This window comes from Pseudomonas sp. GW821-FHT09C08 (genome assembly GCF_059418125.1).
Genome location: NZ_JBWKPG010000001.1, coordinates 77,093 through 104,084, shown reverse-complemented (window position 1 = coordinate 104,084; position 26,992 = coordinate 77,093). Strand labels below are relative to the sequence as shown.

Below are 26,992 nucleotides of genomic sequence, written 5' to 3'. Positions count from 1 at the left end.
ATGAAAACAAGAACAACGTTATTCGGAGACGACATGCACGATTACATTGTCATTGGCGGCGGGTCTGCGGGTTGTGCGCTGACGGGTCGTTTGATCGAGGCCGGGGCCTCGGTCCTGCTGATTGAAGCGGGCCCCCGGGACACCCATCCGCTGATTCATATTCCTGCCGGTTTTACCCGATTGCTCTCCAGCCCCCTGCTGTCTCGCCATGAGACACAGGCGCAGACGTCCATGGACGGACGCAAACGCATTCTTCCCCAAGGCCGCGTACTGGGCGGCGGCAGTTCGGTGAATGCGTTGATCTACATTCGCGGCCAGCACGAGGACTACGACGACTGGGCTGCCACTGGCTGCAATGGCTGGTCGTTTCGCGAAGTGCTGCCCTACTTCAAGCGCGCTGAAGACAATGAGCGCTTCGATAACGGCTTTCATGCCACAGGCGGTCCGCTGGGGGTTTCGGACCTCAAGCAGGTGTGTGAATTGTCACGCGGCTTCGTGCGTGCCGCGCAGCAGGCGGGCATCCCGTTTACCGCCGACTTCAACGGTGAACGCCAGAATGGCGTCGGCTTCAACCAGATCACCGCACGTAACAATCGCCGTTGCAGTGCCGCCGTGGCGTACCTGCGCACCGCCGAAAAATCCGAGCGCCTGACAGTCATCACCGACGCCACCGTGCAGCGTGTGGTGCTCGAAGGCAATCAAGCGGTCGGTGTCGAGTACCGTCACAAGGGCCAGATTGTGCAGGCTCGCTGCAGCAAGGAAGTGGTGCTCAGCGCGGGCGCGATCCAGTCGCCCAAGCTGCTGATGCTGTCCGGTATCGGCCCGGCCGCCGAGCTTGAGCGTCATGGTATTGCCGTGCAGCACACGTTGCCCGGCGTCGGCCAGAACCTGCAGGACCATGCCGAAGTCGGCAGCATCGCCTATTGCCACGGCAAATACGGCTACTACGGCCAGGACAACGCATTCAACACCGTGAAAAACGGCCTGCAATACTTGATGTTCGGCAGTGGGCCGGTGAGTTCGAACGTGACTGAAGCCTGTGCCTTCATCAACACCGACCACCCGCAGGAACGGCCGAACGCGCAGATGCATTTCGTGCCCATCGTGTTTTTCGACCTCGACCAGGAGGCGATCAAGAAACCCGGCGCGACCATCAATACCTGCGTCTTGCGACCGATGAGCCGAGGCGAAATCCGCCTCGCCGACAAGCACGCCGACACCCCACCACAGATCGACCCCCGCTACTTTGCACACCCGGAGGACCGCCGTGTCGCCATCAAAGGGCTGAACCTGTCGCGGGAAATCCTCGCGCAACCGGCGATGCGCGCCTACACCGACGAAGAGGTATTCCCCGGCTTGAGTGTGCGCAGCGATGAGGACCTGCTGAGCTACATCAACCAGCGCGCGAAAACCGTCTACCACCCGGTCGGCACCTGCAAGATGGGCACTGACGCCATGGCCGTGGTCGACCCGGAATTGCGCGTACACGGCCTGCGCAACCTGCGGGTAGTGGACGCCTCGATCATGCCCAACCTGATCTCCGGCAATACCAATGCACCGTCCATCATGATCGGCGAAAAAGCCGCCGACCTGATCCTCGGGCGCAGCGCATTGCCTGCGGCCCACGTCTAGAACACAGGAATCCAGCCATGCCTATCAGCGGTAAAACGCGCGTCGTCGTGCACTTGACCTACCCCGCCAAACACCTGCGGACACCCGAATTCTTCAACCCGTTGCTGGAACGCCTTGGCTACGACGGCGTACTGGTGCCATGGGAAGTCTCGCCGGCGAACCTGGCCACGGCCTGGCAAGGTTTGCGCGGCATTGAAAACCTCGCGGGGGTGATCGTCACCGTGCCGCACAAGCTGGAGGTGGCAACCTTGTGCGATGAACTCAAAGGCACTGCCCTGCTGCTGAAAGTGTGCAACGTCGCCAAGCGCCTGGCGGACGGACGCTTCACCGGGCGTATGTTCGATGGCGACGGCTTCGTCGCCGGCCTGAAAAAACAGGGCCATGACCTGGGCCGCAAACGCGTGCTGCTGTTGGGCGCCGGCGGCGCGGCCACCGGCATCGCCCACGCGTTGCTGGCCGAAGATATCCAGGAACTGGTGATCAGCAATCGCACACCGGCCAAAGCCGAGGCGCTGGCACTGGAATTGCGCCTGATGTTCCCCGGCAAAAGGGTCAATGCCGGCCCTGCGGACGCCAGCGGCTTTGACGTGGTGATCAATGGCACCGCCTTGGGCCTCAACGCTCGAGATCCGCTGCCGCTGCCCGTCGAGACCCTCGCCGCCGGCACGATTGTCGGTGAGGTGGTGATGAACCCAGACATCACGCCCCTGCTCAGCGCAGCGGCCGAGCGTGGCTGCATCATCCATAAAGGTGCGCACATGATCACCGGCCAGGTGGACCTGCTCGCCGAGTTTCTGTTTTCCCAAGCGGGCGTTTGAGCGCCCGTTTTTACTCCCCAAGGAAAGACCATGAAAAAGACAGCAATCGTCACCGGCGGTGGTTCGGGTATCGGCCTGGCTACCGCGCAACGCCTGCACGCGGATGGCTATGAAGTGTTCACCGTCGGGCTGGGCGAGCCCGAGCAACACATTTCCGGCATCCACTATCAGGAACTGGACGTGACCGACGACGACGCGGTGAACCGCTTCTTCGCCCCGTTCGAACGCGTGGATGCCATCGTCAATGCCGCCGGGATCATCGACCACAACCGCGAGTGGGAGCTGGAAGGCTTCGGTCGGGTCATGGACGTCAACCTCAACGCCGTCCTGCGCATCACCAATGCCGCCCTGCCCGGTTTGAAAGCCGCACGCGGTGCGGTGGTGAATTTCGCCTCGATGTGGGGGATTTTCGGTTCGGCGAAAACCCCCGCCTATGCCTCGAGCAAAGCCGCGATCTCCGAGCTGACCCGCTGCATGGCGGTGGCCTGGGCGACTGACGGCGTGCGCGCGAATGCGGTGGCGCCCGGCTGGATCCTTACCAATCTGTCACGACGAGCGTTCGAAGACCCGGCCCGTTCGGCCGGAATCATGGCCCGCATCCCGATGAAAAGCTGGGGGGCACCTGAGGACGTGGCGAATGTGATTGCGTTCCTGGTCTCCGACAACGCGCGCTACGTCACCGGGACTACGCTGCCGGTCGATGGCGGGTATTCCGTCGCCTGAGTAGACGCTGGCTATTTGAGTGCTTGACCGTCTAAAAACATGATATATCATGCATCACTATAAGATCGAGACTGCGGCGACTGGCCGTCGAGACTCAAATAACAACGAGCAATACAGTGAGAGGTGCTGAATGAATCTGGTTTTCGGCTCGCCCGGACGGTACGTCCAGGGCACTGAAGTACTTGCCCAGGCGGGTACCTACCTGGCGCACTGCGGGCGCACTGCCGTGGTGGTCATCGACAGCTACGTGCTGGGCCTGATTCGCGAGCGGCTCGATGCCACTTGCGCTGAAGCCGACGTGGCATTGCACTACCTCACCTTCGACGGCGAAATCATCGCCGACGGGATCGCCGGTTTGCGCGCTGCCGCTGCAGGCATTGCGTTTGACCTGATCCTGGCGGTCGGCGGCGGCAAGTGCATCGACGCCGGCAAGGCCCTCGCCCATAGCTCGGGCTGTGCACTGGTGACCATGCCCACCGTGGCCTCCAACGATGCGCCCACGTCGAAAAACTATGTGGTCTATGACGCCCATCACCAACTCAGCGAAGTCGGCCATTTGTTGGTCAGCCCGCGCTACGTGCTGGTGGACACCGGGCTGATCGCCCAGGCACCGCGCGCATTCCTGCTGGCGGGGATCGCCGATGCGCTGACCAAGAAATTCGAAGCCGAGCAGTGCTTCAACGCTGGCGGCGTCAACATGTTCGGTGCACGCCCGGCGCTGTCCGGGTTGGTACTGGCGCAGGAGTGCTACCGAGTTATCCGTCAATACGCCGAACCGGCGCTGGCCCAGGCTGGCAGCGGTGAAGTGACGGTGGCCTTCGATCATCTGATCGAGGCCGTGCTGCTCATGAGCGGCCTGGGCTTTGAGAGCGGCGGCCTGTCCATCGCCCATGCGATGACCCGCGGCCTGTCGAAAATCCCCGGCGCACAACAGCAGGTGCACGGCTGGCAAGTCGCGTATGGCTTGCTGGTCCAGCTGATACTCGAAGACCGTGACGCTGAACTGCTGGGCGACATGCTGGGTTTCTATCAACGTATCGGCCTGCCCCGCAACTTGTCCGAACTGGGCGTGCCTGTTATCGACCGCGCGGTGCTGATGCAGGTCGCCGAGCCCACCTTGAAAGCGCCTCACGCCCGCAACTTTGCCACGGCCTCGGGCAACCCGCTGACGTGTGAAGACCTGATCGCGGCCATGCTCGCGCTCGAAGGATTGACCCACTGAGCCATCCACAACTGAACCCACACCCCACCCGTTGAAGTTCAAGCCCCGCGCCTGAAAGTCGACTTCAACACATTCATGCCTGTGATTGGAGGTAGAGATGTCTGCACCCCGAAAAACGCTCGAACAGTGGCGCGCCAGCGATTTTGTCCCCGATGCCGTGACCGTTGCACGGCTAAAGGACCGGGCGAAATTCGTTCGCCTGGAAACCATCCGCCTGATCGAAATCGCCAAGACCGGCCACTACACCTCGGTGTTCTCCGCCGCCGAGTTGTTTGCCGCGCTGTACTACGACGTGATGACGATTCGCCCCGAAGAACCGAAGTGGCCCGGCCGCGACCGCTTCCTGATGGGCAAGGGCCACGCTGCCGTGGGCCAGTTCCCGATCCTGGCGGACCTGGGCGTATTCCCCAAGGAGTGGCTCGATGAATACACCCGCCTGGGCAGCCCTCTGGGCGATCACCCTGACATGCGCAAAGTACCCGGTATCGACTTCTCTTCCGGCTCCATCGGCCACGCCCTTTCCGGCGGCCTGGGCATGTGCCTGGCCCAACGTTTCACCGGCGAAACCTATGACGTGTTCGTCATGCTCGGCGACGGCGAAATGCAGGAAGGCCAGGTCTGGGAAGCCGCCATGGGCGCCGCCCATCACAAGGCCAAGCACCTGATCGCGATTGTCGACCGCAACGGCTTCCAGCTCGACGGTTCGGTCGACGACGTCATCGGCATCGAACCGCTGGATGAAAAATGGCGCGCGTTCGGCTGGGAAGTGCACGTGATCGACGGGCACAACATCGCCGAAGTCACCGAGACCCTGCGCCGCGTAAAAGCCGATGAGAGCCGCGACAAACCCGTCTGCATCATCGCCAAGACCGTCAAGGGCAAAGGCGTCTCCTACATGGAGACCGAGCCCGGCTGGCACCTCGGTTACCTCGACCCGGAAGACGCCAAACGCGCTATCGCTGAAATTGAAGCCATGGAGATCTGAACATGAACGCCCCTCTTTCCCCCAATTCCTGGCAGTACCGTGGCCTCAACGCGATGAACCCGGGCCTGTCGTTCCTGTCCGACGCGCTGATCGACCTGGCCCGCGAAGGCTACCCGGTGATGGCTGGCTCCGCTGACCTGCAGTACTCCAACGGGCTCAACAAGTTCGCCAGCGAGTACCCCGAGCGCTACATCCAGTTCGGTATTTCCGAACAGAACATGGTCACCGCCGCCGCCGGCCTGGCCACCTGCGGAGTCATGCCGTTCGTGGCAACCTTCGCCTCGTTCCTCGGCCTGCTGTGCTGCGAGCAAATCCGCATGGACGTGGCCTACTCGGCACAGCCGGTGCGCCTGATCGGCCACCACACCGGGATTTCCCTGGGCTTCTACGGCACCTCGCACCATGCCACCGAAGACATCGCCACCATGCGCTCGATTGCCGACCTCGCGGTGGTCTCGCCGGCCGATGGTGCGCAACTGGCGGCGGCGATCAAGGCGTCTGCCACCTATGACAAGCCGGTGTATTTCCGTATCGGCCGAGGTCGCGATCCGGTGGTCTACGACGCCGATGTGGTCTTCGAGTTCGGCAAGGCCCATGAGCACATCGAAGGCGAAGAACTCACAATCATCGCCTGCGGCATCACTGTGCACGCCGCCCTGGAAGCAGCCCGCAAGATGAATGCCGAAGGTCGTTCGGTGGGTGTGATCGACATGGCCTCGATCAAGCCGATCGACCGTGACGCGATCCTGCGCGCCGCCGCTCGCAGCAAACGCATGATGACCGTCGAGGAACACAACGTGCTCGGTGGCCTGGGCGCCGCCGTGGCGGAAGTGCTGGCCGACGAAGGTGTCGGCGTGAAGCTCAAGCGCCACGGCATCTACGACGAATACAGCATGATCGCCCCGCCGACGCACCTGTACCAGCACTACAAACTCGATGCCGCCGGAATCGAGGAAGTCGCCCTGGCCCACCTCAACGCCTGACGCCTGCCCACGGGAGCGAGCGTGCTCGCTCCCACGCGGTACCCCATTTCTCGGAGCCAATAATGAATAACATCACCGAGACCCTGTCCGATCACGCGATCGGGCACGGCAAGACACGCACGTCCCTGCGCAAAAAATCATTGGTTGCCACTGGCGTTGGCAACTTGCTGGAGTGGTTCGACTGGACCATCTATACCGTGGCCTCGGTGTATATCGCCGCCGCCCTCTTCGACAAAAGCAATCCCACTTCCGCCCTGCTCAGTACCCTGGCAGTGTTCGCCGCAGGTTTTGTACTGCGCCCGATTGGCGGGATCTTCTTCGGCATCCTCGCCGACCGGTTGGGCCGACGCATGGTGCTGCTCAGCACGATGCTGCTGATGGCCGGCGCCAGCCTGTTGATCGCGTTTATTCCCTCCTATGAGTCAATTGGCAGTTGGGCCTCCGGACTGCTGTTGCTGGCCCGCTTGATCCAGGGCTTCGCCCACGGCGGCGAGACCACCACGTCGTATGCCTATATCGCCGAAATCGCCCCGCCGAAACGGCGTGGGCTGTGGTCCAGCACGGTGTTCCTCGCCGTAGGGTCCGGCTCGTTGCTCGCGACGTTCTACATGGCACTGCTTACCGGCTTGCTGTCCACCAGCGAAATGCAGGAATGGGGCTGGCGCCTGCCCTTCGCCACCGGTGGCCTGCTGGCGGTGTTTGCCTTGTGGTTGCGGCGCAACATGATGGAAAGCGAGCACTCGCCAAGCGTCGGTGCCGAGTCGTCGGCAGCGGCGTGGAGCCGTGGCAAGATCCTCCAGCACGGTGTGCGCCTGTTCCTGTATGAAGCCGGCGCGACATTGACCTACTACACCTGGGTCACCTCGGCGTCGATCTACGCCATCAGCGTCAAGGGCATGGACCCGCGCAGCGCCTTCACCATGAGCTGCATTGCACAGGTGATCTACCTGGTGTTCCTGCCCATTTCCGGGTGGCTGTCGGACCAGTGGGGCCGCAAGATTTCCGCGTTGATTTCGCTGCTGGGGATTGCCGCCACGCTATTCCCGCTGTGGGGCTTGATCTCCAGCGAGCCGTGGACCTTGATGGTGGCGCAAACCGCCGGCCTGTTGTTGGTCGGGTTTATCACCGGCTGCAAGCCGGCATCGATTTCCGAACAGATTCCCACCCGTTATCGCACACGCATGTTCGGGGTATGCATCTCCCTGGGCGTGGCGGTGTTCGGCGGCACGGCGTCGTACCTGACCACCTGGCTGTACTCGGAGAATATCGGCTGGATGTTCAATATCTATTTGATCGTGGTCGCGGTCATCGCCAGCGCCGTGGTGTTGATGTGGAAGAACAACCACGGCGTGCCGATCGACAAAATCTGAAGGCGTCGGGAGCAGGCAAGCCCTGCTCCCCCGCTGCCGTCAGCCGCCCAGTGCGCTGACCAGCGCAGCCTGGTTCTGCCATTGCGCGGTCTTGACCTGGGCCAGCGCGTTCTGCGCCGCCAACTGCACCCGCTGCGCCTGCAGCACATCCAGAAACGGCGTTTCCCCGGCCTGCCAGGCGCGCTGAATCTGCGCGGCCGCCGAACTGGCCTGGCTCGCCGCACTGGCCAGGAACTGCTGGCGCTCAGCATTGCGCTGCGCCGCCGCCAGGGCCGACTCCACCTCCGACACCGCCGTGAGCACCGTACGCCGGTACGCCAGCAACGCCTGCCGCGCCTCGGCATCGCGCAAGTCGACGACGTTGCGTCGCCGTCCGCCGTCGAGTACCGGCACGCTGGCATTCACGCCGGCCAGCCAGAATGTCGAGTTGGCCAGGCTCGCCGCACTCACGCCGTCGATCAACGAGCCAAGTGCCGCCGACAGGCTCAGGCGCGGCATCAGGTCCGCCTTGGCCACGCCGACGCGCGCATAAGCGCCAATCAGGCGCGCTTCAGCGGCACGTACATCCGGGCGACGACGCAACACGTCGGCCGGTGTACCCGCGTCAAGCAACGAGACCGTGGCCACCGTTGCCGGGGTCGCCGTGAACTGCTGGTACAGCGTCTCGGCAGGCTCGGCGAGCAACACCGACAGCCGATGCAGCGAGCGCTGCCAGCTGAGTTGCAGCGCCGGCACTTGCGCGGCGGTGGAACCAGACTGCGAACGGGCGCGCAGCAAGTCGGCTTCCGGGCTGCCCCCGGCGCCGTACAACTGCTCGGTCAGTTGCAGCGTCTCGGCCTGGCTCGCCGCACTCTGCTTGACGATAGCCAGCCGTTCCTCCAGGCCACGCGCCTCGGCGTAGGCCTGCACCACGTCGGTGATCAGTGCAATGCGCACCCCTTGGGCCTGCTCCTCGGTGGCGTGGAAATCGGCGTCGGCCGCCCTCACCCCTTCACGAATACGGCCAAACAGATCGATCTCCCAGGCTGCGCCCAGGCCGATCGACCTCGGCTCGGTGATCAGCGGGTCGCTGAACCCCGCCTGGTCGGCCGAGATCCGCTGGCGCGCGGCGCTGGCGTCCAGGTCCAGCTGTGGGCTGCCGGATGCCTCAGCGATGTTGCGCAGGGCGCGCCCGGCATCGATGCGGGCCAGGGCCATCTGCAGGTCAAGGTTTTCGGCCAGGGCACGCGCCACCAGGCGGTTGAGCAAGGGGTCCTGATACAGCGTCCACCATTGTGCCGGCACACCCAGTGGCTGCGGGGTTTGTGCGTTGACGAATTGCGCGACCGGCGCCTCAATGCTCGGAGGCTGCACCGGTGAGGCGCAGGCGCTCAGCAGTGCGGCGCCGAGCAGCAAGGCCGGCGTACGTAGAAGATCATTCATGGGACAGCCCCTGTTGAAGTTGGATCGAGCGTTCGCCACCGGCCAGGCGGCGGATCAAGACATAAAACACCGGCGTGAACAGCAGCCCGAACAACGTCACGCCGATCATGCCAAAGAACACCGCCGCGCCTACGGCCTGGCGCATTTCCGAACCTGCGCCCTCGGACATCACCAACGGCAGCACACCGAGGACAAACGCCAGCGACGTCATCAGGATCGGCCGCAAACGCAGCCGACACGCTTCGACCACGGCGTCGACGATGCCCTGCCCTTCCTTCTCTTGTTGCCGCGCCACTTCGACGATCAGGATCGCGTTCTTCGCCGCCAGCCCGACCAGCACGATAAAACCGATCTGGGTGAGGATATTGATATCCAGGCCCATCAGGCGCACACCCCCGGCCGCGGCCAGCAGGCACATCGGCACAATCAACAGGATCGCCAGCGGCAGGCTCCAGCTGCCGTACTGCGCGGCGAGCACCAGGTACACGAAGATCACGCACAGCGGGAACACCAGCAGCCCCATGTTGCCGGCAGTGGTCTGCTGGTAGCTCAGGTCAGTCCACTGGTAGCTGATACCGGCCGGCAGCGTTTCCCGGGCCAGGCGCTCCATGGTCTGGATGCCAAATTCAGAACCCAGTCCCGGCAACGTATCGCCATTGATTTCTGCGGTCGGGAACAGGTTGTAGCGCGGGAAGCGCTCCACCCCGAGAGCCTCATGCAGGCGGGTCACACTGGCAATCGGCACCATCTGGCCGGCGTCGTTGCGCACCTTGACCCGCGCCAGGTCTTCGGGCGTTACGCGGTACGGCAAGTCAGCCTGCGCCGTGACGCGATAGGTACGGCCTACCAGGTTGAAGTCGTTGATGTAGGACGAACCAAAGTAGGTCTCGATTGCCTGGTTGATCTGGCTGCTCGGTACGCCGAGCATTTCCGCGCGTTCACGGTCCAGTTCGACGAACACCTGCGGGGTGCGGGCGGAGAACGGTGAATACACGCCGGTCATGCCCTGGGTAGCGTTGGCAGCCGCGATCAGTGCGTCGGTGGCCTTGGCCAAGGCTTCGGTGCCCAGGCCAGCAGTGTCCTGCAAGCGCATCGAGAAACCACCGGTACTGCCCAACCCCTGTACCGGCGGAGGCGTGGCGACAATCACCGTGGCGCCGCTGACAACTTTGAGGCGCTCACGCAGGTCTGCGGCGATCTTGTCCGAGGTCAGCCCGTGCTTCTTGCGCTCGGACCAGGGCTGGAACACCGGGGCCAGGCCGGCGGAGTTGGATGAACTGGTGCCGGTCACCATCGAGAACCCGGAGAACGTCGGCACTCGATCCACCCCAGGCACCTGCAGCGCAATGGCTTCGATCTGCTGGGATATCGCGTTGGTACGTTCCAGCGACGCGCCGTCAGGCAATTGCACGATCACCACCAGGTAACCGCGATCCTGAATCGGGATGAACCCTTTGGGCGTCGACACCAGCAAGTACGCGGTGGCGGCGATCAGCACCGCATAGATCGCCAGCATCAATGGCGTCCGCCCCACCAGCCCGCGCACGCTGCCGGCATAGCTCGCCGAGAGTTTCAGGAAGCCACGGTTGAACCCATTCGCCGCACGCTTGAGCAGGCCGATGTTTGCCTGCTCTGCTTCAGGTGCATGCCGGCGCAGAATCATCGCCGCCAACGCCGGCGACAAGGTCACCGAATTGAACAGCGAGATCGCGGTGGCCACGGCAATGGTGATACCGAACTGGCGGAAGAACTCACCGGAGATGCCGGGAATGAACGCCGTCGGAATAAACACCGCACACAGCACCAGCGTGATGGCGATCAGTGCGCCACCGATTTCCTGCATGGTCACCAGCGTGGCGTCCAGCGGGCTCTTGCCATCGGCCAGGTGCCGCTCGACGTTCTCCACCACCACGATCGCGTTATCCACCACGATGCCGACCGCCAGCACCAGGCCGAACAGGGTCAGGTTGTTGATCGAATAACCGAGCATCGCCATCACGGCGAACGTGCCGACCAGCGACACTGGAATCGCCAGGATCGGAATGATCGATGGCCGCCAGCCCTGCAGAAACACCATGATCACCAGCACCACCAGAATCACGGCTTCGTAGATGGTTTTGCCCAGCTCGCCGATACTGTCGGCGATGAAGGCGGTGGGGTTGTAGCCGATGCTGTATTCGATGCCCTCGGGGAAGTCCTTGCCGATCTTCTGCATGGTCTCCTCGACCACTTTCATCGTCGCCAGGGCATTCGCCCCGGGACGCTGCAGTACTTGCAGACCAATCGCCGGATTGCGCAGGTAGTAGGTGTTGTTGACGTAGGCCAGCCCGGCGATCTCCGTGCGCGCCACGTCCTTGAGCCGCACCAGGCGCCCGCTGGCCCCCGACTTGAGCACGATGTTGTCAAAGTCGGCTGGCTCCTTCAGGCGCCCTTCGAAGATCAGGTTCGGCTGGAACGCCTGGGAGGCCACCGGCGGCTGGGCGATCACGCCGCCGGCCACCTGGGTGTTCTGCGCGCGCACTGCAGCGATGATGTCGGCCGGGGTCAGGTTGAAGGCTGCCACACGCTCCGGGTCGAGCCAGATGCGCATCGAATATTCGCGTGCCCCCAACGGGTTGATGTCACCCACGCCATCGATGCGCTTGAGCACGTCGGCGACATTGCGGATCGCGAAGTTCGAGACATACAACTGGTCGTAGGTGCCCTTGGGCGACGAGATGAAAATCGTCGACAGTTGCGTCGGCGACGACTTGCGCACCGTCACCCCACTGCGCTGCACCGGCTCCGGCAAGCGCGGGGTGGCCAGCGCCACTCGGTTCTGCACCAGCACCTGGGCCTTGTCCACGTCGGTGCCGCCCTTGAACGTGATGGTCAGGTTCAGGCTGCCGTCGGACGTCGCCTGGCTGTACATGTAGAGCATGTCTTCAACGCCGTTGACCTCCTGCTCGATGGGGATTGCCAGGGTTTCGGCCACGGTCTGCGCCGACGCCCCGGGGTAGGTCGCGGTGACTACTACTGTAGGCGGGGCGATGTCCGGGTATTCGGAGGTCGGCAACACCAGGTAGGCCAGGCCGCCGACAATCAGCAAAACAATCGACAGCACAATGGCCAGTACCGGCTGTTCGATAGAGGTACGTCCCAGGTTCATCGCTGTGCCTCCAGCGGCGCACTGGCGGTTGCGGTATCACCGGCGCGCACGCGCTGCAGGCCGTCGACAATCACGCGGTCCTGTTCCTGCAGGCCGGCGGCGATTTCGCGCAGGCCGTCATGCAATTTGCCCAGGGTCACCGGACGAATCTCGACCTTGTCCTGCGGGTTGAGCACGTACACCACTTTGCGCGTCGCATCGACACTGATCGCAGTGTCCGGCAGCAGCAACGCCGGGTAGGCCGCCTGGCTGGAGAATTGCACCCGCCCAAATTGCCCCGGGCTCAGCTGCAGGTCCTTGTTGCTCACGCGAGCACGCTGGCGCAGGGTGCCGGTGGAGGGGTCGAGCCGGTTATCGATAAAGTCCATGCGCCCGCTCATGCTCGGCTCGCTTTCGCCGGGCAAGGCGATCCGCACCTGGCTCTGGTTGCCGCCGGTATGCGCCTGGCGCCGGTACTTGAGGTAGCTCTGCTCATCGATATCGAAGTAGATATCGATCGGGTCAATCGACACGATGGTGGTCAACAACGTCGCGCTGCTGTTGCCGCCGTTGACCAGGTTGCCCTCGCTGATCAGCTTGCGGCTGATGCGCCCACTCATGGGCGCAGTAATGCGGGTGAACTCCAGGTCCAGCCTGGCATTGCTCAACGCCCCCTCGGCACTCAACACTTCGGCCTGCGCCGCCTGACGCGCCTGCAAGCGCTGGTCGTACAGGCTGCGCGCGATCGTCCTGGACTCGATCAGCACCTTGGCGCGGGCAAACTCCTGCTCGGCCAAGGCCAGTTGCGAACGCACCTGCGCCAACTTGCCCTGGGCCTGGACCACCGCCGCCTGGAACGAACGGGAGTCGATCACGAACAGCAGATCACCTTTCTTGACGATGGCACCGTCCTGGAACGCGACCTTTTCCAGATAGCCACTGACCCGCGAGCGCACTTCCACCGAGTCGGTGGCTTCGAAGCGCCCGGTGAAACTGTCCCAGTCGGTGATCACCGATTTCACCGGTTTGCTCACCGTTACCGTGGGGGCCACCGATGCCGGTTTCGCGTGGTCTGCGCCACAGCCGCTCAACGTCGCGAACACGGCCAGGCTGATGCCTGAAAGTGCCGCACTTTTAACCCAGTTGGGCTTTTTCAGGGACAAACAGCTCCCCTTCCCCTGTCTAGAAGAATGCACGTCAGTTGCTCCGTAATGGAATGTTTTAAGAGAGGATCAAGAACAACAAGTTAACCCGTGACCCACTTTCATTTATTTGAATAGAAAGGAATTTTCCGTGACTCAAGGACTTAGATAAACCACGTTAAAACGAAAACAATATTGACCCCCAGGCAAATAACCGAGGTAAAAAAAGATGGCCTCTCAGCCACCTTTTTAAATAACCGGGGTTAAAGCCCGCGCGTCAAAACTCAATCACCTGGCGTACCGCACTGCCGTCGTGCAAACGGTCGAAACCTTCATTGATATCGTCCAGTTTCAGCCGCCCACTTAGCAGCCGATCCACCGGTAGCCGACCATCGCGGTACAGCGCAATGAAGCGTGGAATATCACGCAGCGGTACGCAGGTGCCGATATAGCTGCCCTTGAGCGTGCGTTCCTCACCCACCAACTGCACCACGTTGACCGGCAGCGCCGAGCCCGGTGGCGGCAGGCCGGCGGTCACGGTCATGCCGCCGCGCCGAGTCATTTGCATGGCATTGTCCAGCGCACGGATGGAGCCAGCCATTTCAAACACATAGTCGGCCCCGCCGGCGGTCAGCTGGCGGACTTGCTCGACGGCATCCGCGTCGCCGCCATTGATCACGGCGGTCGCACCGACGTCCCTGGCCAGCGCGAGTTTTGCCGGCGACAGGTCGACCGCAATGATCTGGCTCGCCCCCGCCGCTCGCGCCCCCAGCACCGCCGCCAGGCCCACCCCGCCCAGGCCGATCACCACGGCCGTGGCGCCCACGCGCAGCTGCGCGGTATTCACCGCCGCGCCGACGCCCGTCAGCACCGCACAGCCGAACAGCGCGGCCTCGACGAAAGGCAAGTCGCGGTCGATCTTGACCACCGAGTTGCGTGACACCACCGCGTATTCGGCAAACGCCGACACCCCCAGGTGATGATGCACCTGCCCGGCCGCACTGCTCAGGCGCACCGCGCCATTGATCAAGGTACCTGCCGCATTCGCCTTGGCGCCTGGCTCGCACAGCGCTGGGCGGCCTTCGGCGCAGGGCAGGCAGTGGCCGCAACTGGGCATGAAGACCATGACCACATGATCACCCGGCTCGAGGTCGCTGACCCCGTCGCCCAAGGCTTCAACCACCCCGGCCGCCTCATGGCCGAGCGCCATGGGCATCGGTCGCGGGCGATCGCCATTGATCACCGACAGGTCGGAATGGCACAGGCCGGCAGCCCGGATGCGCACCAGCACCTCACCCGGCCCCGGCGGCGCCAGCTCGATGGTCTCGATGCTGATCGGCTTGCTCTGGGCGTAGGGCGGGGCAACCTTCATGTGTCTGAGGACAGCAGTTCTGACTTGCATAGGGTGTCTCCAACGCAGCGGGATCGATAATCAATGGACCCCACTATGCCCCATGCGATCCCTGGCAAAAATGCATCGCCGGGCGCAGCAGTTTGGAATTGAATTCGCAACGCGCCAGGGACGCCAGCTGTGCGTTGAGTTCTCAAATCTTGTGCCGGCGCGCAGCGTTCTCCGGCCACGGCTCACTGCTTATGCTGATCCCACACGATGACAGCACTGAACACAGTGCGCCTGACATGAGGGTTTCATGATGTCCGCAGCAATCCCCCGCAAAAAACTGGTCGAGGCCGCCCCCCATGCCTCGTTCGACCTGAATGCAATCGTCAAGACCTTCCCCGAGAACGCCGACACCCTGTTGGTGGACACCCGCCTGACCGACGAAGATGAAGCCAGTGGCCGTGTGTTCCGGGTGTACCACCCGACGCCGGCGCACTATCACGCCACCTGTGACGAGTACCTGATCATCCTGTCCGGCCGCGCGCGCTTTTTCATGGGTGACCGCGAACCGTTCGAAGTGGGTCCGGGCGAGATGCTGTTCTTCAAGAAGTTCACCATCCACGGCATGCCGGAAATCCTCGAGCATCCGCTGTTCATGGTCTCGGTCGACACGCCGCGACGCGACCCCAGCGATATCATCTTCGTCGACCCGGCCGCCGGCACCGCCGCCTCCTTCGTGCAGGCATTGACATGAGCACCCAGGCCCTGGAGATCGTGGCGACGTTCCCGGTCGAGCGGCCGGGCAACCCTACCGTCATGCCGGATGGGCGCGTGTTGGTGTCCGTCTCGGCGATCATCGCGCCGCCGTTCTCGGTGCGTGCCGTGACCACCGACGGCGAGCACCCGCCTTACCCGAATGCGCGCTGGGCGGGCAAGCCCGACGCGCAGGGCCACGGTATGTCGGCGGTGATCGGCATCCGCACCGACCCACAGGGTATCGTGTGGATTCTGGACATGGGCGGCCCGCAGCAACAGCCACGCCTGATTGCCTGGAACGACCAGGAAAACCGCCTGCAACGCCTGATCGTGTTACCGCAGAATGTGCTGCGCCCCAGCTCCTTCACCCAGGATTTCGTGATCGACTGGCGCCAGCAACGCATCTACATCGCCGACATGACGCTGAACCCGGCGGGCACCAGCGACTACCCGGCGATTATCGTGGTCGACCTGCAAACCGGGTTGTCATGGCGTGCACTGGAGTGCCATCCAGCCTTGATGCCGGGCGATGAACCGCTGCAAATCGCGGGAAAAACCCTGGCCCTGCGTACCCCGGAAGGCGAAGTGATCCCTTACCGCTACGGCCTGAACCCCATCGCCATCGACCCGCTGGGCCGCTGGGTGTACGTCGGCTCGATGTCGGCGCGCCAGGTCTATCGGATCGCCGCAACAGTACTCGCGCAGCCGGCCGATGCTGCACGACTGGACGCCGCCGTGGAGTACTGGTGCGAAAAACCCTGTTGCGACGGCTTTGACGTGGATGCCGAAGGCAACGTCTACGTGACCGACATCGCCAACAGCGCCATCGGCCTGGCCTCCCCCGCGGGCTATCGCATCCTCGCCCAGGACGACCGGTTGCTCGGCTGGCCGGATGGCGTCGAACTGGATGCCCAGGGCCGCTGGCTCTACATCACCGCCAATCAACTGCACCGGCACCCCTTGCTCAATGCGGGCGAGGACGACAGTCGGCCCCCCTTCCATGTATTGCGTCTGCGAGTGGACGCGCCCATGAACCCAGAGGTAAAACCATGAGTGAAGTACGTGTCTCGATTGCCATTGCACGCCCGGTCGACGAAGTCTGGTCGGTGCTCGGCGGCTACAATTGGCTGCCGCGCTGGCTGGACGTCATTGCCAGCAGCAACCTGAGTGACGGTGGGCGTCTGCGCCAACTGAAAACCGCCGACGGCGCACTGATTGTCGAGCGTTTGCTGACGTTTGACGAAGACGCCCGGCAGTACAGCTACGCCTTGCTCGAAGGCCCGTCGCCGGTAATCGATTATGTCGGCACGATGGCGGCCAAGGACGATGGCCAAGGCGGCACACTGGCGAGCTGGTCCAGCACCTTTATCGTCCAGGGCGCGGAAGAGGCTGAGGTTGTCGCGCATTTCGAGGCGCTGTATGCCGCCGGGCTGCAAGGCCTCAAGCGCGTGGTCGAAGCCCAGGCTTAACCACGCGTCATAAACGCCTGCAGACGCGGCACCATGAAGTCGAGGAAGGTGCGGATACGCTGGGGCACGTGCTGGCCGCCCTGGTACAACGCGTGCACTTCCTCGCAATCATGCCCGCTGTGCGCCAGCAGCTCGACGAGTCGGCCCGCGGCGATATCCTCGTCGATATGAAAATCGGCCAGGCGCGCAATGCCCGCACCGGCGATAGCCATGCGCCGGACCGTCTCGCCGTTGTTGGCTTGCAGGTTGCCCTGCACGATGCGATCGACGATGCGGCCACTCTGGTTCATCGGCCAGACCGGGGTGGCACGACGAAAGTTGAAGCTCAGGCAGTTGTGCTCGCTGAGGGCTTCGAGGGTTTCAGGCACGCCGTGCTTTTCCAGGTACAGCGGTGAAGCGACGATCTTGCGCCGCGCCACGCCGATGGTCCTGGCACGCAGGGTCGAGTCACTCAAGACGCCAACCCGAAAGGCGACGTCCGTGCGGTCCAGGTACATATCGACGATGTCATCGCACAGCGACAGGTTAATCTGGATATTCGGGTGAGCGTCCCAGAACGCCGGCAGGTTGGGCTCGATGGCCAAGGTGCCGAACGCCACCGAGGCATTGATGCGCACGGTCCCACGGGCTTTTTGCGCACCCTGGGCCAACACCCGCTCCACATCATCGAGGTCAGCCAGCAAGGCAATGCTGCGCTCGTAGTAGATGCGTCCTTCGTCGGTCAGCGACAGCTTGCGAGTGGAGCGCTCCAGCAGGCGCACGCCGAGGCGCAGCTCAAGGCGAACGATCAGTTTGCTCACGGTCGAGGGCGTCATCAGCATCTGGCGCGCGGCCTGGGAAAAACTGCCAGCGTCCACCACGCGCACAAACACCGACATTTCACCCGCTCTGTTATCCACGTTCGTTGCTCCACTGGCTGATTAGTGAAAAATTATCACAAACGCCAGGGGTGCAGAGGCCGATAAACCGCTGCCTTATTCACTTGTCTTGTGAAACGGATTCACCTCACGGGTCAGGAAATCGATCAATGCCCGCGCCGCCGCCGACAGTTGGCGATGCGGTGCGAAGATCACCGAGAACGGCCGCGAACGCCCTGCCGCCTGCTCCAGCAAGGGCACCAGCCGCCCGCTCCGGATGCGCTCGTGCACAATAAACTCGTAGGTCTGGCAGATCCCCATGCCGTGCTCGGCCAGCGATACCGTACCCAGGACATCATCGGCTACCAGCACAGTCGCCTGGGGCAGCCACTCTCGGTCAACTCCCTGTTCGCGAAACAGCCAGGGGCCGACGCGGCCGCTGCTGGGCATCACGAACGGCAGGCAGGCATGCGCAGACAGGTCATCCACGCTCAATGGAGCGGCCACGCGGCGCAGGTAGTCGGGCGCGGCGACCACGCACAACGACGCATCTTCCAGCTTGCGCCCGATCAGGCCGCTGTCGGGCAAGGCCCCAAGGCGGATGGCCAGGTCATAGCCTTCGGCGACGAGGTCGACATTGCGATTGCTGATGCTCAATTCGATGCTGACCTGGGGGTACTGCCGGTGGAATTGACACAGCAGGGGCGGCAACCGGAAGTGGCCGTAAGTGGTCGGCACGCTGAGGCGCACACGGCCGGTCAATGCGCCTTCCTGGCCCTGGATCGAGCGTTCGGCATTGTCGATCAACGAGAACGCCGCGCGGGACTGCTCGAGGTAGAGCACACCGGCCTGGGTCAGGCTCAAGCGTCGAGTCGTGCGCCGCAACAGCTGCACGCCCAGACGCGTCTCCAGGCGAGAAATCGCACGGCTGACCACCGACGGCGTCGTCGCCAAACATACTGCACCCGCGCTCAGGGAGCCTTTTTCCACCACGGTGACGAAGACTTCCACATCCGCAAGATAATCGAATCGACGGCTCACTTTTGCCTCCAACGAACAGGTGCTGTTCTCGCCAGCGAGTTTATCGCCACCGCAGGCATGAATATAGTGCGCCGAGCCTTCCGGCCCTCTCTTCTCAATCAGGAACGCCCATGCGCACACTCAGCCGAATCGCCCTTGCAATGACGGTATTCACCACGGCACTTCACGCCCAGGCCAGCAACGTGCTGGTGGTGCTGTCCGATGCCGACCACCTCGACCTCAAGGACAACAAAGTCTTCTCCACCGGGTTTTATTTGAACGAACTCATGCAGCCGGTGAAATTGCTGCTCGACGCCGGCCACACGGTGACCTTTGCCACGCCCACCGGCAAGGCTCCGACGCTGGATAAATCCTCCACCGACGCGGCTTATTTCAACAACGATGCGGCGGCCCTGCAGGTGCACAAGGTGCTGCTCGAACGCCTGAAAATCACCTCGCCGGGTGAGTCGCCGGTGATCAGCCTGTCGCGCGTCGAACAGATCGGCTACGAGCAGTTCGATGCCGTGTACGTGCCCGGTGGCCATGCGCCGATGCAAGACCTGCTGCACAGTGCCGAGCTGGGCAAACTGCTGAAGCACTTCCATGCCAACCAGAAAACCACCGCGCTGGTCTGCCATGGTCCGATTGCCCTGCTCTCGACCTTGTCCGACCCGACGTCCTTCACCCAGCAGCTGGAAAACGGCAACCCCGCCACCGCGACCGGCTGGACCTATGCCGGCTATCAATTCACGGTCATCAGCAACCAGGAGGAAGAACTCGCCAAAGGCCTGCTGAACGGCGGCGCCATGAAGTTCTATCCCCAGACGGCACTGCAACACGCCGGTGGCACCTACAGCAGCAACACCTCGCCGTGGACCAGCCATGTGGTCATCGACCGTGAGCTGGTGACGGGGCAGAATCCGGCGTCGGCACTGGATGTGGGCAAGGCGATCCTCAAGCGTCTGCCGGCTAGGCCCTGACTGCCCAGCTGTGCATTGCAGTCAAGAGTATTGTGCGCGCCAGCGCATTTTTCTCCCGACCTGCGGCAGGGATACTACGGCGCATCAATCGTAGTAATGCCCTGCCTTGCACAGGGCGCAGGAGACTGGATGAACACGCACTTTCAACGTTTGCTCGGCCCGACACAATTCTCGATCGGCCTGGAACTGCCACTGGACAATGACTGGTCCACCGCTGGCCAGCGCCTGCGCGTCACCGAGCAACGTCCCTTTGGCGTGCCCGACATCAAACAGCATGCCCAACTGGCGAAGCTCGCGGACAGCGTGGGTTTCCGCGCGCTGTGGGTGCGCGACGTACCGGTCTACGACCCGCACTTCGGCGATGCCGCACAGGTGTTCGAGACCTTCTCTTACCTGGGCTACCTTGCCGGCATCACCGACAACATCATGTTGGGCACCGCCGCAGTGGTGTTGCCCTTGCGTCAACCGTGGCTGACCCTCAAGGCCGCCAACAGCATCGATGAACTGAGTGACGGACGCCTGCTGCTCGGCGTTGCCAGTGGTGACCGGCCGATGGAATACCCCTTGTTCGGCGTCGACTACGAGCAACGCGGCGCGCTTTTTCGCAGTGCCGTCGAACTGCTGCAGACCCAAGGAGCCGGACGCCTGCCCCAGGGTGCCGAGTTGCTGCCGCAACGCAAGGAAGCTTTCCCGCTGCTGGTGGCCGGGCTTGGCCAGCAATCGCCGAACTGGATCGGCGAGCATATGGGGGGCTGGCTCGCCTACCCCGGAACCGCCCAGGAACACCGGCGCCGCGTGCGCCTGTGGCGCGAAGTGGGGGGCGACAAACCCTACATCACTTTCCTGCACCTGGACCTTGAAGCCGACCCGCATGCACCGATGAAAACCTTGCGCTTCGGCGGGCGTGGCGGGCGAAACGCATTGATCGAAGAGCTGCAGGCGCTGCGCGAAGCCGGCGTGCAACATGTGGGCTTGCACTTGCGTCACAGTGCCAGGCCCATCGTCGAGGTCATGGAAGAGCTCGCCGAATATGTGTTGCCCCGGTTCCACGGCGCCGCCTGACAGCCGCTCAAGCCCCACGGCGTGGGGCTTGTTTCACACGATGGCGCGAATCGTGCCGCCCTCCACGCGCATTGCCATACCGTTGAGCGCCGGTGAGGCCGCCAGGTGCAGCACGCTGCTGGCCACTTCCTGCGGCTCGATCATGCGGCGGATCAACGAAGTCGGTTCGGTTTCATCGAAGTAGGCTTGCACCACCTGCTCGGCAGTGATGCCCTTCTGCGCAGCGATTTCCCGGTGATAACACTTGACCGCCTCGGTGCTGGTCGGCCCCGGCAGTATTGAGTTGACCCGCACCGCGGTGCCTTTGGTCAACTCGGCCAACGCCCTGGAAATACCCAGCAGACAGGTTTTCATCGCGCCGTAGTGCACCATCCACGGTTGTGGCTTGATCGCGGACTCACTGCTGATAAACACAATCGAGCCATGCCCGCGATCCAGCATGGCCTTCATCACCAGGCGCGTCATGCGCACCCCGCTCATCACATTCACATTGAAGTAATGAAGCCACTGGGCATCGTCGGTTTCGAAAAAATCGCGGACCTCGAAGATACCCACGTTATTGATCAGAAAATCGATCGGCCCCGCCTCAAGCGCCAGGGAGACCAGGCGCTCCGGATCACCTTGCGCCGTCAGGTCCGCGACCATCCCCCGACTGTGTTCACCCAGCTCCTGGAGCGCTGAGTCGAGCTCCTCCTGATGCAGGCCGCTGACGACCACGCGGGCGCCTTCAAGGATGAAACGTTGAGCAATGGCCAAGCCAATGCCGGTTGCGCCACCGGTGATCAGCGCGGTTTTTCCGCTCAGTTGGTAATCCATGTGTGCCGCCTTCTTTTGTTGTTTTGCGCACCATCATGCCCCAAGCCAGGAGCGAGGATTTTCAACCATTGGCGAAGACTCAATCCGCAAAGACTGAAGAAACGATCAGCGCCGTTGAGGCGACAACTGCGGCGCGAGCCTATCCAGCAGAAAGTCGATAAAGACGCGGACGCGGTGAGGCAGTTGCTGGCCGGGACCGATAAACACCGCATGAATCGCTTCGGTTTCACCGCTGTCGTAAGCCTGCAGAATCGGCACCAGGCGCCCGGCATCCAGGTCGTCCTGGATATGAAAGCTTGCCAGCCGGGCGATCCCCAGCCCTGCCAGGGCACAACGACGCAGGCTCTCGCCATCACTGACCAGCGTATTGCCCTTGGGCTCGATCTCGACGCGCTGGCCATCGGCGCCTCGGAACACCCAGGCCTGGGAGTGCCGATGGAAGCCGAAGCTGAGCCGGTTGTGCCGTTGCAGCTCGTCCAGGTTGTCCGGCTGGCCGCAGCGCGCAATGTACTCAGGCGACGCCACGGTGAGCAGGCGGCTCTCCCCAAGACGCCGCTGCACCAGGCTGGACTCCTTCATCGGGCCGGTACGGATGGCAATGTCGGCACGCCGCTCCAGCAGGTCGACGACGGTGTCGGTGAGTTCGATATTCAGGGTGATGTCCGGGTACGCGGCGAAAAAACCGGGCAGCAAGGGCAACAAGCAATGCTGCCCAAACGGCAGGTTGGCGTTGACCTGAATCAGCCCGCTGGGTTTGGCGACATTGGCGATGTCGCGCTCCGCCGAGTCGATCAGCTCCAGGATGCGCAGGCACTCGCTGTTGAATCGCTCACCTTCGGCGGTGAGTTCCAGGCGCCGCGTGGAGCGGTGCAACAGGCGTGCCCCCAACCGCGTTTCCAGGCGTGCGATCAATTTGCTCACCGCCGACGGCGACATGTCCAATTGCCGCGCTGCCTCAGAGAACGTCCCGGCATTCACGACCCGTGTGAACACTTCCATCTCGCCGGAACGATTGACGTCTTTGATATTTAGCATGAAGTGAATTCACAGATATTTGTCATTCAAGCAGTCTAGCTCATATACAAGACCGACCGTATGGTTAAGCGTTCCAGTATCTGGAGCGCCTGTCCTTTGCGCCCGCGAAGGCCAGTCATCAAACAAGAAATGAGGAGAAGACAGTGAAGATTTTCGTGACCGGCGCGACCGGCTACATCGGCGGCTCCGTCGCCAAATACCTGGTGGATGCAGGCCATGAGGTCAGTGGCCTGCTGCGCAATCCACAGCAGCGCGAGGCCCTGCAGGCGCTGGGTATCACCCCGGTGCTCGGGACCCTGGATGACGCCTGCATTCTCAGCGAACAGGCACGCCTGGCCGATGTGGTGGTCAACGCCGCAAACTCCGACCACCTCGCCTCCGTAGAAACCTTCATCAAGGCGTTGAGCGGCAGCGGCAAAGTGCTGCTGCACACCTCCGGCTCCAGTGTGGTCGGTGACGACGCACGAGGTGCTTACGAACGGGCGGATATTTTTACCGACGAGACGCCCTTTACCCCTATGGACATTCGCAAGGACCGGGTCGAGATCAATCAAATCGTGCGCCGCGCCGGCGTCGAACAGGGCATTCGCAGCATCGTGTTCTGCCCCACGATGATCTACGGCGAATCCCTGGGCGTCGCGTCGAAAAGCGATCAATTGCCCAAGCTGTTCGCCCAGTCACGCAAATATGGCGCCGGTGCGTACATGGGCGCCGGCGTGCATCGCTGGTCCAATGTGCACATCGACGACCTTGCAGAACTCTATCGACTGGCCATTGAGAAAGCGCCGTCGGCCTCGCTGTTTTTTGCCGAAAACGGCGAAGCCTCATTCCTTGAAATTGCCACGTCCATCAGCAAGGCCCTTGGTTTCAACGGCAATATTCAAAGTTGGCCTGCCACTGAAGCGATCGCCGAGCTGGGCGATTGGGCACGCTTCGCGATCGGTTCCAACAGCCGCGTGCGCGCGGTGAACGCGCGTGTCCTGCTGGGCTGGAATCCTCAGCGCGAGTCGATCCTGCAGTGGATCGAAAACAGTGGTGTGCAGTGGTGACAGCTGCACGCTCACTCGGTTGATCAAGAGCTCACTTCGGTGAGCTTTTTTACGCGCGTATAAACCCCGGCAGAAAAATTCCAGGCAAAAAAAAGCGTGCGACCAGCACGCTTGATTCAAGCGCCTTGTCGCACGCCAGGCCCAGCCGGGCCTGAAAAGAACACAGCCCGTGTGCCTTAGCCCAGTACTTCCAGGGCTACGCTTTCGATACCGGCTGCATCCAGGCGGTAATGCCGATACAAATGGGTCGGCGGTGCGATCAGGCTGTACTCATCGTACAGGCCATGGCGCCGCACCTTGACGCCGATCCCCTCCTCGGCAATGACTTCGCACACCGCCCCGCCCAGCCCGCCGATGATGTTGTGCTCTTCGACAGTGAGGATCGCGCGGCTATTGCGCGCCGCCGTCAACACCGCTTCACGGTCCAGTGGCTTGATGGTGGTCATGTCGATCACACCGACCGAACGCCCGGCGGCATTCAATGCCCGTGCAGCCTCGATAGCCGGGTGCACGGTCGAGCCGGTAGCGATGATGGTCAGCTCATCGCCGGTCAGGTGCACGGTGGCCTTGCCGAAAACGAAGTCCGGTACGGTGTCGTATACCACCGGATCTCGCCCGCGCTGAATGCGGAAGTAGATCGGCTGCGGGTAGTTGGCCGATGCCAGGATCGCCGCCTTCAGCTGGTTGCCGTCGGCCGGTGCGACGACCGTGATATCGGCGATCGAACGCATGATCGCGAGGTCCTCGGTGGCATGGTGAGAGGTGCCATAGAAGCCCAGTGAGATACCCGCATGGTGACCGATGAGGCGCACCGGCAGCGCCGAGTAGGCCACGTCCATGCGGATCTGCTCGCAGCACAGCAACGGCAGGAACGACGCAAAGGTCGCCACGAACGGCTTCATGCCCACCGCCGCCATACCGGCTGCGGCAGATACCATGTTCTGTTCGGAAATGCCGAACTGCACAAAGCGTTCGGGGTGCAGCGCGGCAAATTTCGACAAGCCGTTGGAGTACTGCAGGTCAGCGGTGCCGGCAACCACCGGCTCACCGCGCTCGACCAGTTCAATCAGGGCATCCGACAGGGCACTCAAACTGGGTGTCTGCTGGTTCAGTTGCCGGTACTGCCAGGAGTTGTTCGACAGCGGAGCGGAATTCATGGCTCAGATCACCTTGCTTTTGATTTCGTCGATAGCACGTTGCGCATCTTCAGGATCCAGATACCCCAAGTGCCAGCCTGGCTCGGTTTCCATGTACGAAACCCCTTTGCCCTTGACGGTATTGGCGATGACGCACACCGGTTGTGTGCGTGCAGTGTCGGCCTTCAGGCGACGCAGCAAGCCGGTGACTGCCGCGAGGTCATGGCCATCCACCACATGGGTCTCCCAGCCGAACGCAATCCACTTGTCAGCCAGCGGCTCGATGCCGATGACGTCATCGACATTGCCGTCGAGCTGGTACCCATTGCGGTCGATGATCGCCACCAGGTTGTGGACCTTGTGGTGAGCTGCACCGAGCGCGGCTTCCCACACCTGCCCTTCCTGCATCTCGCCGTCGCCGAGCATCACGTAGGTGGTGAAGGACTGGCCCAGCATCCGCCCGGCCAGGGCCATGCCCAAGCCGCCGGACAACGCATGGCCGATGGAGCCGGATGAAAAATCCACCCCCGGCACCTTGCGCATGTCCGGATGGTCCCCCAATGGGTTGCCCAGGCGCGTGTAGTTGTCGAGGATCTCTTTTTCGAAAAAGCCCCATTCAACCAACACCGGGAACAGCCCGACTGCTGCATGCCCCTTGCCCATCATGAAACGGTCACGGTCGGGCCACTTCGGCTCGCCGAACCGCAGGTCCATCACGTCGTAGTACAGCGCGGCGAACAACTCGGCGGCGGAGAACACCGAGGTGTAGTGACCGACCTTGGCGATCTCGATCAGGCGAATGGTTTCCAGGCGAATGAACTGGGCCTTCTCGCGCAGTCGCGCCAGTTCCTGTTCGGTCGGCGTGAAGTCGCGCCCGGCAGTGGCGTGCAAATCAGTCATGTGCGCGCTCCTGAGCCTTGAGACGTGGCGTCATGTAGTCATTGAGGCGCGGCATCACCTGTTGCGCAGTGAGTGCCATCGAACGGCGCCACAGCGCTTCATCGTCCCACTCGTGGAAGGTGGTCATCAGGGTGCCGAACGGGCCGGTCTGCTCACTGAAGGCCACCAGTTGCTCGGTGACCGAATTCACATCACCGTAAATCACCATCTCGTTGATGCAATGATCGACGGTGACTTCCTCGTCGGTCATGTCCGGGCGCGTCTTGAAGATCTTGGTGTAGTGGTTGGTCGCGAGGTTATCGATCATGTAATCGAAGTAGCGTCGCAAGGTGCAGGTTTCCTGGGCCAGGTAGTCCTCGGCCTGGGCCTGGGAATCGGCCACGAATACCGAGCGGGCGACGCGCCAGTTGTTGGCATCGGGCTTGATCCCAGCGCCTTTAGCACCCTCGCAGTACGCCTGCCAATGCGATGCCACGGTGGCAGTGGGGTTGAAGTTGGCAGACATCAAGTCCCAATCCTTGGCCCCCGCCAGTTTTGCGGTGCCGGAGAACGGACTCATCGCCGTGGTTGCCACCCGTGGGAAAGGTTTCTGGAACGGCTTGGGCATGTAACCGATTTCCAGCGCGTGGTGCACCGCGTCCTTGAGAATGACCTGATAGTGCTCGGAGGTGAACGCGTAGGGGGCATCCGCGCCCCAGATCGCGCGGATCATCTCGTAGCAGTCGACCATCATCTGCCCGCGATCCTTGCCGTTGCTGCCATACACTTCGAAGTCGGAAGCCAGCCCGCCCGGGCCGATCCCCATGATGAACCGCCCCTTGGACATGTGATCGAACATCGCGGCATCGGCGGCAATCCGCGCCGGGAAATGATGGGGCAGGTTCAGCACCCCGGTGCACAGCTTCATGCGCTGGGTCAGCGGGATCAGCGTGGATAGGAATTGCAGCGCGTTGGTGATGGGCTCGGTACGCTGCGACGTGTGCTCACCGACCCAAAGCTCATCGAAACCGACGCTATCGGCGTGGACGGCGCAGGCAATATCCTGGTCGTACATCTCGTGATAGTCCCAGCCCTTGTGATGAAGTGGCTGCATAAACATAGCGAGTTTCATGACGTTCTCCTGCTGTTTTCAGTGGCCGGAGTGCTGCA

Annotated in this window: 24 protein-coding genes; 13 read left to right on the top strand and 11 right to left on the bottom strand. The window is 62.6% G+C overall.

All coding sequences use genetic code 11. The annotated features are described in order from the left end of the window. The first annotated feature begins 33 nt into the window (after positions 1-33). The 7 genes from AC07OJ_RS00460 (at position 34) to AC07OJ_RS00430 (ending at position 7,733) form a co-directional block, all read left to right on the top strand. Positions 34-1,632, top strand: coding sequence for a GMC family oxidoreductase (locus AC07OJ_RS00460; RefSeq protein WP_495093654.1), 1,599 nt, complete (start codon positions 34-36; stop codon positions 1,630-1,632). A 17-nt stretch (positions 1,633-1,649) separates the two neighbouring features. Further along, entirely contained in the window at positions 1,650-2,450 is an 801-nt protein-coding gene (locus tag AC07OJ_RS00455; protein ID WP_120448132.1) for a shikimate dehydrogenase family protein, read from the top strand. 30 nt (positions 2,451-2,480) lie between these two features. Continuing rightward, entirely contained in the window at positions 2,481-3,173 is a 693-nt protein-coding gene (locus AC07OJ_RS00450; protein ID WP_201143963.1) for an SDR family NAD(P)-dependent oxidoreductase, read from the top strand. Positions 3,174-3,303: 130 nt separating this feature from the next. Then, positions 3,304-4,395, top strand: a complete 1,092-nt coding sequence (locus AC07OJ_RS00445) for a glycerol dehydrogenase (protein ID WP_495093653.1) — start codon at positions 3,304-3,306, stop codon at positions 4,393-4,395. 97 nt (positions 4,396-4,492) lie between these two features. Further along, positions 4,493-5,380 carry a transketolase gene (locus tag AC07OJ_RS00440; RefSeq protein ID WP_065905619.1) on the top strand — a complete coding sequence of 296 codons (888 nt, stop codon included), beginning with the start codon at positions 4,493-4,495 and terminating at the stop codon, positions 5,378-5,380. 2 nt (positions 5,381-5,382) lie between these two features. Beyond that, positions 5,383-6,363: a transketolase family protein gene (locus AC07OJ_RS00435; RefSeq protein ID WP_495093652.1), complete on the top strand. Its 981-nt coding sequence runs from the start codon at positions 5,383-5,385 to the stop codon at positions 6,361-6,363. Between the two features lie 62 nt (positions 6,364-6,425). Next, positions 6,426-7,733: an MFS transporter gene (locus tag AC07OJ_RS00430; protein ID WP_065905617.1), complete on the top strand. Its 1,308-nt coding sequence runs from the start codon at positions 6,426-6,428 to the stop codon at positions 7,731-7,733. Between the two features lie 39 nt (positions 7,734-7,772). Here the strand turns inward: AC07OJ_RS00430 and AC07OJ_RS00425 are convergent, their stop codons facing one another. From AC07OJ_RS00425 to AC07OJ_RS00410, 4 genes are all read right to left on the bottom strand, one after another. Continuing rightward, positions 7,773-9,155, bottom strand: coding sequence for an efflux transporter outer membrane subunit (locus AC07OJ_RS00425; RefSeq protein WP_495093651.1), 1,383 nt, complete (start codon positions 9,153-9,155; stop codon positions 7,773-7,775). Beyond that, positions 9,148-12,303 (bottom strand): efflux RND transporter permease subunit, encoded by a 3,156-nt coding sequence (locus AC07OJ_RS00420; protein ID WP_201143958.1) that lies wholly within the window; start codon positions 12,301-12,303, stop codon positions 9,148-9,150. Before AC07OJ_RS00420 ends, AC07OJ_RS00425 begins: the two co-directional genes overlap by 8 nt. After that, positions 12,300-13,445 (bottom strand): efflux RND transporter periplasmic adaptor subunit, encoded by a 1,146-nt coding sequence (locus tag AC07OJ_RS00415; RefSeq protein ID WP_065905614.1) that lies wholly within the window; start codon positions 13,443-13,445, stop codon positions 12,300-12,302. Before AC07OJ_RS00415 ends, AC07OJ_RS00420 begins: the two co-directional genes overlap by 4 nt. Positions 13,446-13,701: 256 nt before the next feature. Beyond that, positions 13,702-14,826 (bottom strand): zinc-dependent alcohol dehydrogenase family protein, encoded by a 1,125-nt coding sequence (locus AC07OJ_RS00410; protein WP_495093650.1) that lies wholly within the window; start codon positions 14,824-14,826, stop codon positions 13,702-13,704. Positions 14,827-15,073: 247 nt separating this feature from the next. Between AC07OJ_RS00410 and AC07OJ_RS00405 the strand changes: the two genes are divergently transcribed. Genes AC07OJ_RS00405 through AC07OJ_RS00395 form a run of 3 tightly spaced genes read left to right on the top strand, consistent with a single transcriptional unit; the run spans position 15,074 to position 16,988 of the window. After that, complete coding sequence (locus AC07OJ_RS00405) at positions 15,074-15,517, top strand: cupin domain-containing protein (protein WP_226940006.1); 444 nt, start codon at positions 15,074-15,076, stop codon at positions 15,515-15,517. Further along, positions 15,514-16,572: an L-dopachrome tautomerase-related protein gene (locus tag AC07OJ_RS00400; RefSeq protein WP_495093649.1), complete on the top strand. Its 1,059-nt coding sequence runs from the start codon at positions 15,514-15,516 to the stop codon at positions 16,570-16,572. The genes AC07OJ_RS00405 and AC07OJ_RS00400 overlap by 4 nt, the downstream gene beginning before the upstream one ends. Further along, complete coding sequence (locus AC07OJ_RS00395) at positions 16,569-16,988, top strand: SRPBCC family protein (protein ID WP_213552285.1); 420 nt, start codon at positions 16,569-16,571, stop codon at positions 16,986-16,988. Before AC07OJ_RS00400 ends, AC07OJ_RS00395 begins: the two co-directional genes overlap by 4 nt. On the opposite strand, the gene AC07OJ_RS00390 is transcribed toward AC07OJ_RS00395, so the two are convergent. Further along, positions 16,985-17,887, bottom strand: a complete 903-nt coding sequence (locus AC07OJ_RS00390) for a LysR family transcriptional regulator (RefSeq protein WP_495093648.1) — start codon at positions 17,885-17,887, stop codon at positions 16,985-16,987. The genes AC07OJ_RS00395 and AC07OJ_RS00390 overlap by 4 nt on opposite strands. Before the next feature lie 75 nt (positions 17,888-17,962). Then, complete coding sequence (locus tag AC07OJ_RS00385) at positions 17,963-18,886, bottom strand: LysR family transcriptional regulator (RefSeq protein WP_495093647.1); 924 nt, start codon at positions 18,884-18,886, stop codon at positions 17,963-17,965. Between the two features lie 110 nt (positions 18,887-18,996). Here AC07OJ_RS00385 and AC07OJ_RS00380 point away from each other — a divergent pair, with 110 nt between their 5' ends. Beyond that, positions 18,997-19,845 (top strand): type 1 glutamine amidotransferase domain-containing protein, encoded by an 849-nt coding sequence (locus tag AC07OJ_RS00380; protein WP_495093646.1) that lies wholly within the window; start codon positions 18,997-18,999, stop codon positions 19,843-19,845. A 129-nt stretch (positions 19,846-19,974) separates the two neighbouring features. Beyond that, positions 19,975-20,907 carry a TIGR03571 family LLM class oxidoreductase gene (locus AC07OJ_RS00375; protein WP_495093645.1) on the top strand — a complete coding sequence of 311 codons (933 nt, stop codon included), beginning with the start codon at positions 19,975-19,977 and terminating at the stop codon, positions 20,905-20,907. Positions 20,908-20,940: 33 nt separating this feature from the next. On the opposite strand, the gene AC07OJ_RS00370 is transcribed toward AC07OJ_RS00375, so the two are convergent. Both AC07OJ_RS00370 and AC07OJ_RS00365 read right to left on the bottom strand, forming a co-directional pair. Further along, positions 20,941-21,723 (bottom strand): SDR family NAD(P)-dependent oxidoreductase, encoded by a 783-nt coding sequence (locus AC07OJ_RS00370; protein WP_262134953.1) that lies wholly within the window; start codon positions 21,721-21,723, stop codon positions 20,941-20,943. 105 nt (positions 21,724-21,828) lie between these two features. After that, on the bottom strand, positions 21,829-22,758 hold the full coding sequence (locus AC07OJ_RS00365) for a LysR family transcriptional regulator (RefSeq protein WP_065905605.1): 930 nt from the start codon (positions 22,756-22,758) through the stop codon (positions 21,829-21,831). A gap of 143 nt (positions 22,759-22,901) precedes the next feature. Here AC07OJ_RS00365 and AC07OJ_RS00360 point away from each other — a divergent pair, with 143 nt between their 5' ends. Next, positions 22,902-23,807, top strand: a complete 906-nt coding sequence (locus AC07OJ_RS00360) for an NAD-dependent epimerase/dehydratase family protein (protein ID WP_065905604.1) — start codon at positions 22,902-22,904, stop codon at positions 23,805-23,807. Between the two features lie 176 nt (positions 23,808-23,983). On the opposite strand, the gene AC07OJ_RS00355 is transcribed toward AC07OJ_RS00360, so the two are convergent. From AC07OJ_RS00355 to AC07OJ_RS00345, 3 genes are read right to left on the bottom strand one after another with little or no spacing between them, the layout of a single operon-like run. Next, positions 23,984-24,964, bottom strand: coding sequence for a transketolase family protein (locus AC07OJ_RS00355; protein ID WP_065905603.1), 981 nt, complete (start codon positions 24,962-24,964; stop codon positions 23,984-23,986). Positions 24,965-24,967: 3 nt separating this feature from the next. Then, positions 24,968-25,843, bottom strand: a complete 876-nt coding sequence (locus AC07OJ_RS00350) for a transketolase (protein WP_495093644.1) — start codon at positions 25,841-25,843, stop codon at positions 24,968-24,970. Next, positions 25,836-26,954, bottom strand: coding sequence for an LLM class flavin-dependent oxidoreductase (locus AC07OJ_RS00345; RefSeq protein WP_065905601.1), 1,119 nt, complete (start codon positions 26,952-26,954; stop codon positions 25,836-25,838). Before AC07OJ_RS00345 ends, AC07OJ_RS00350 begins: the two co-directional genes overlap by 8 nt. Positions 26,955-26,992: the final 38 nt, after the last annotated feature.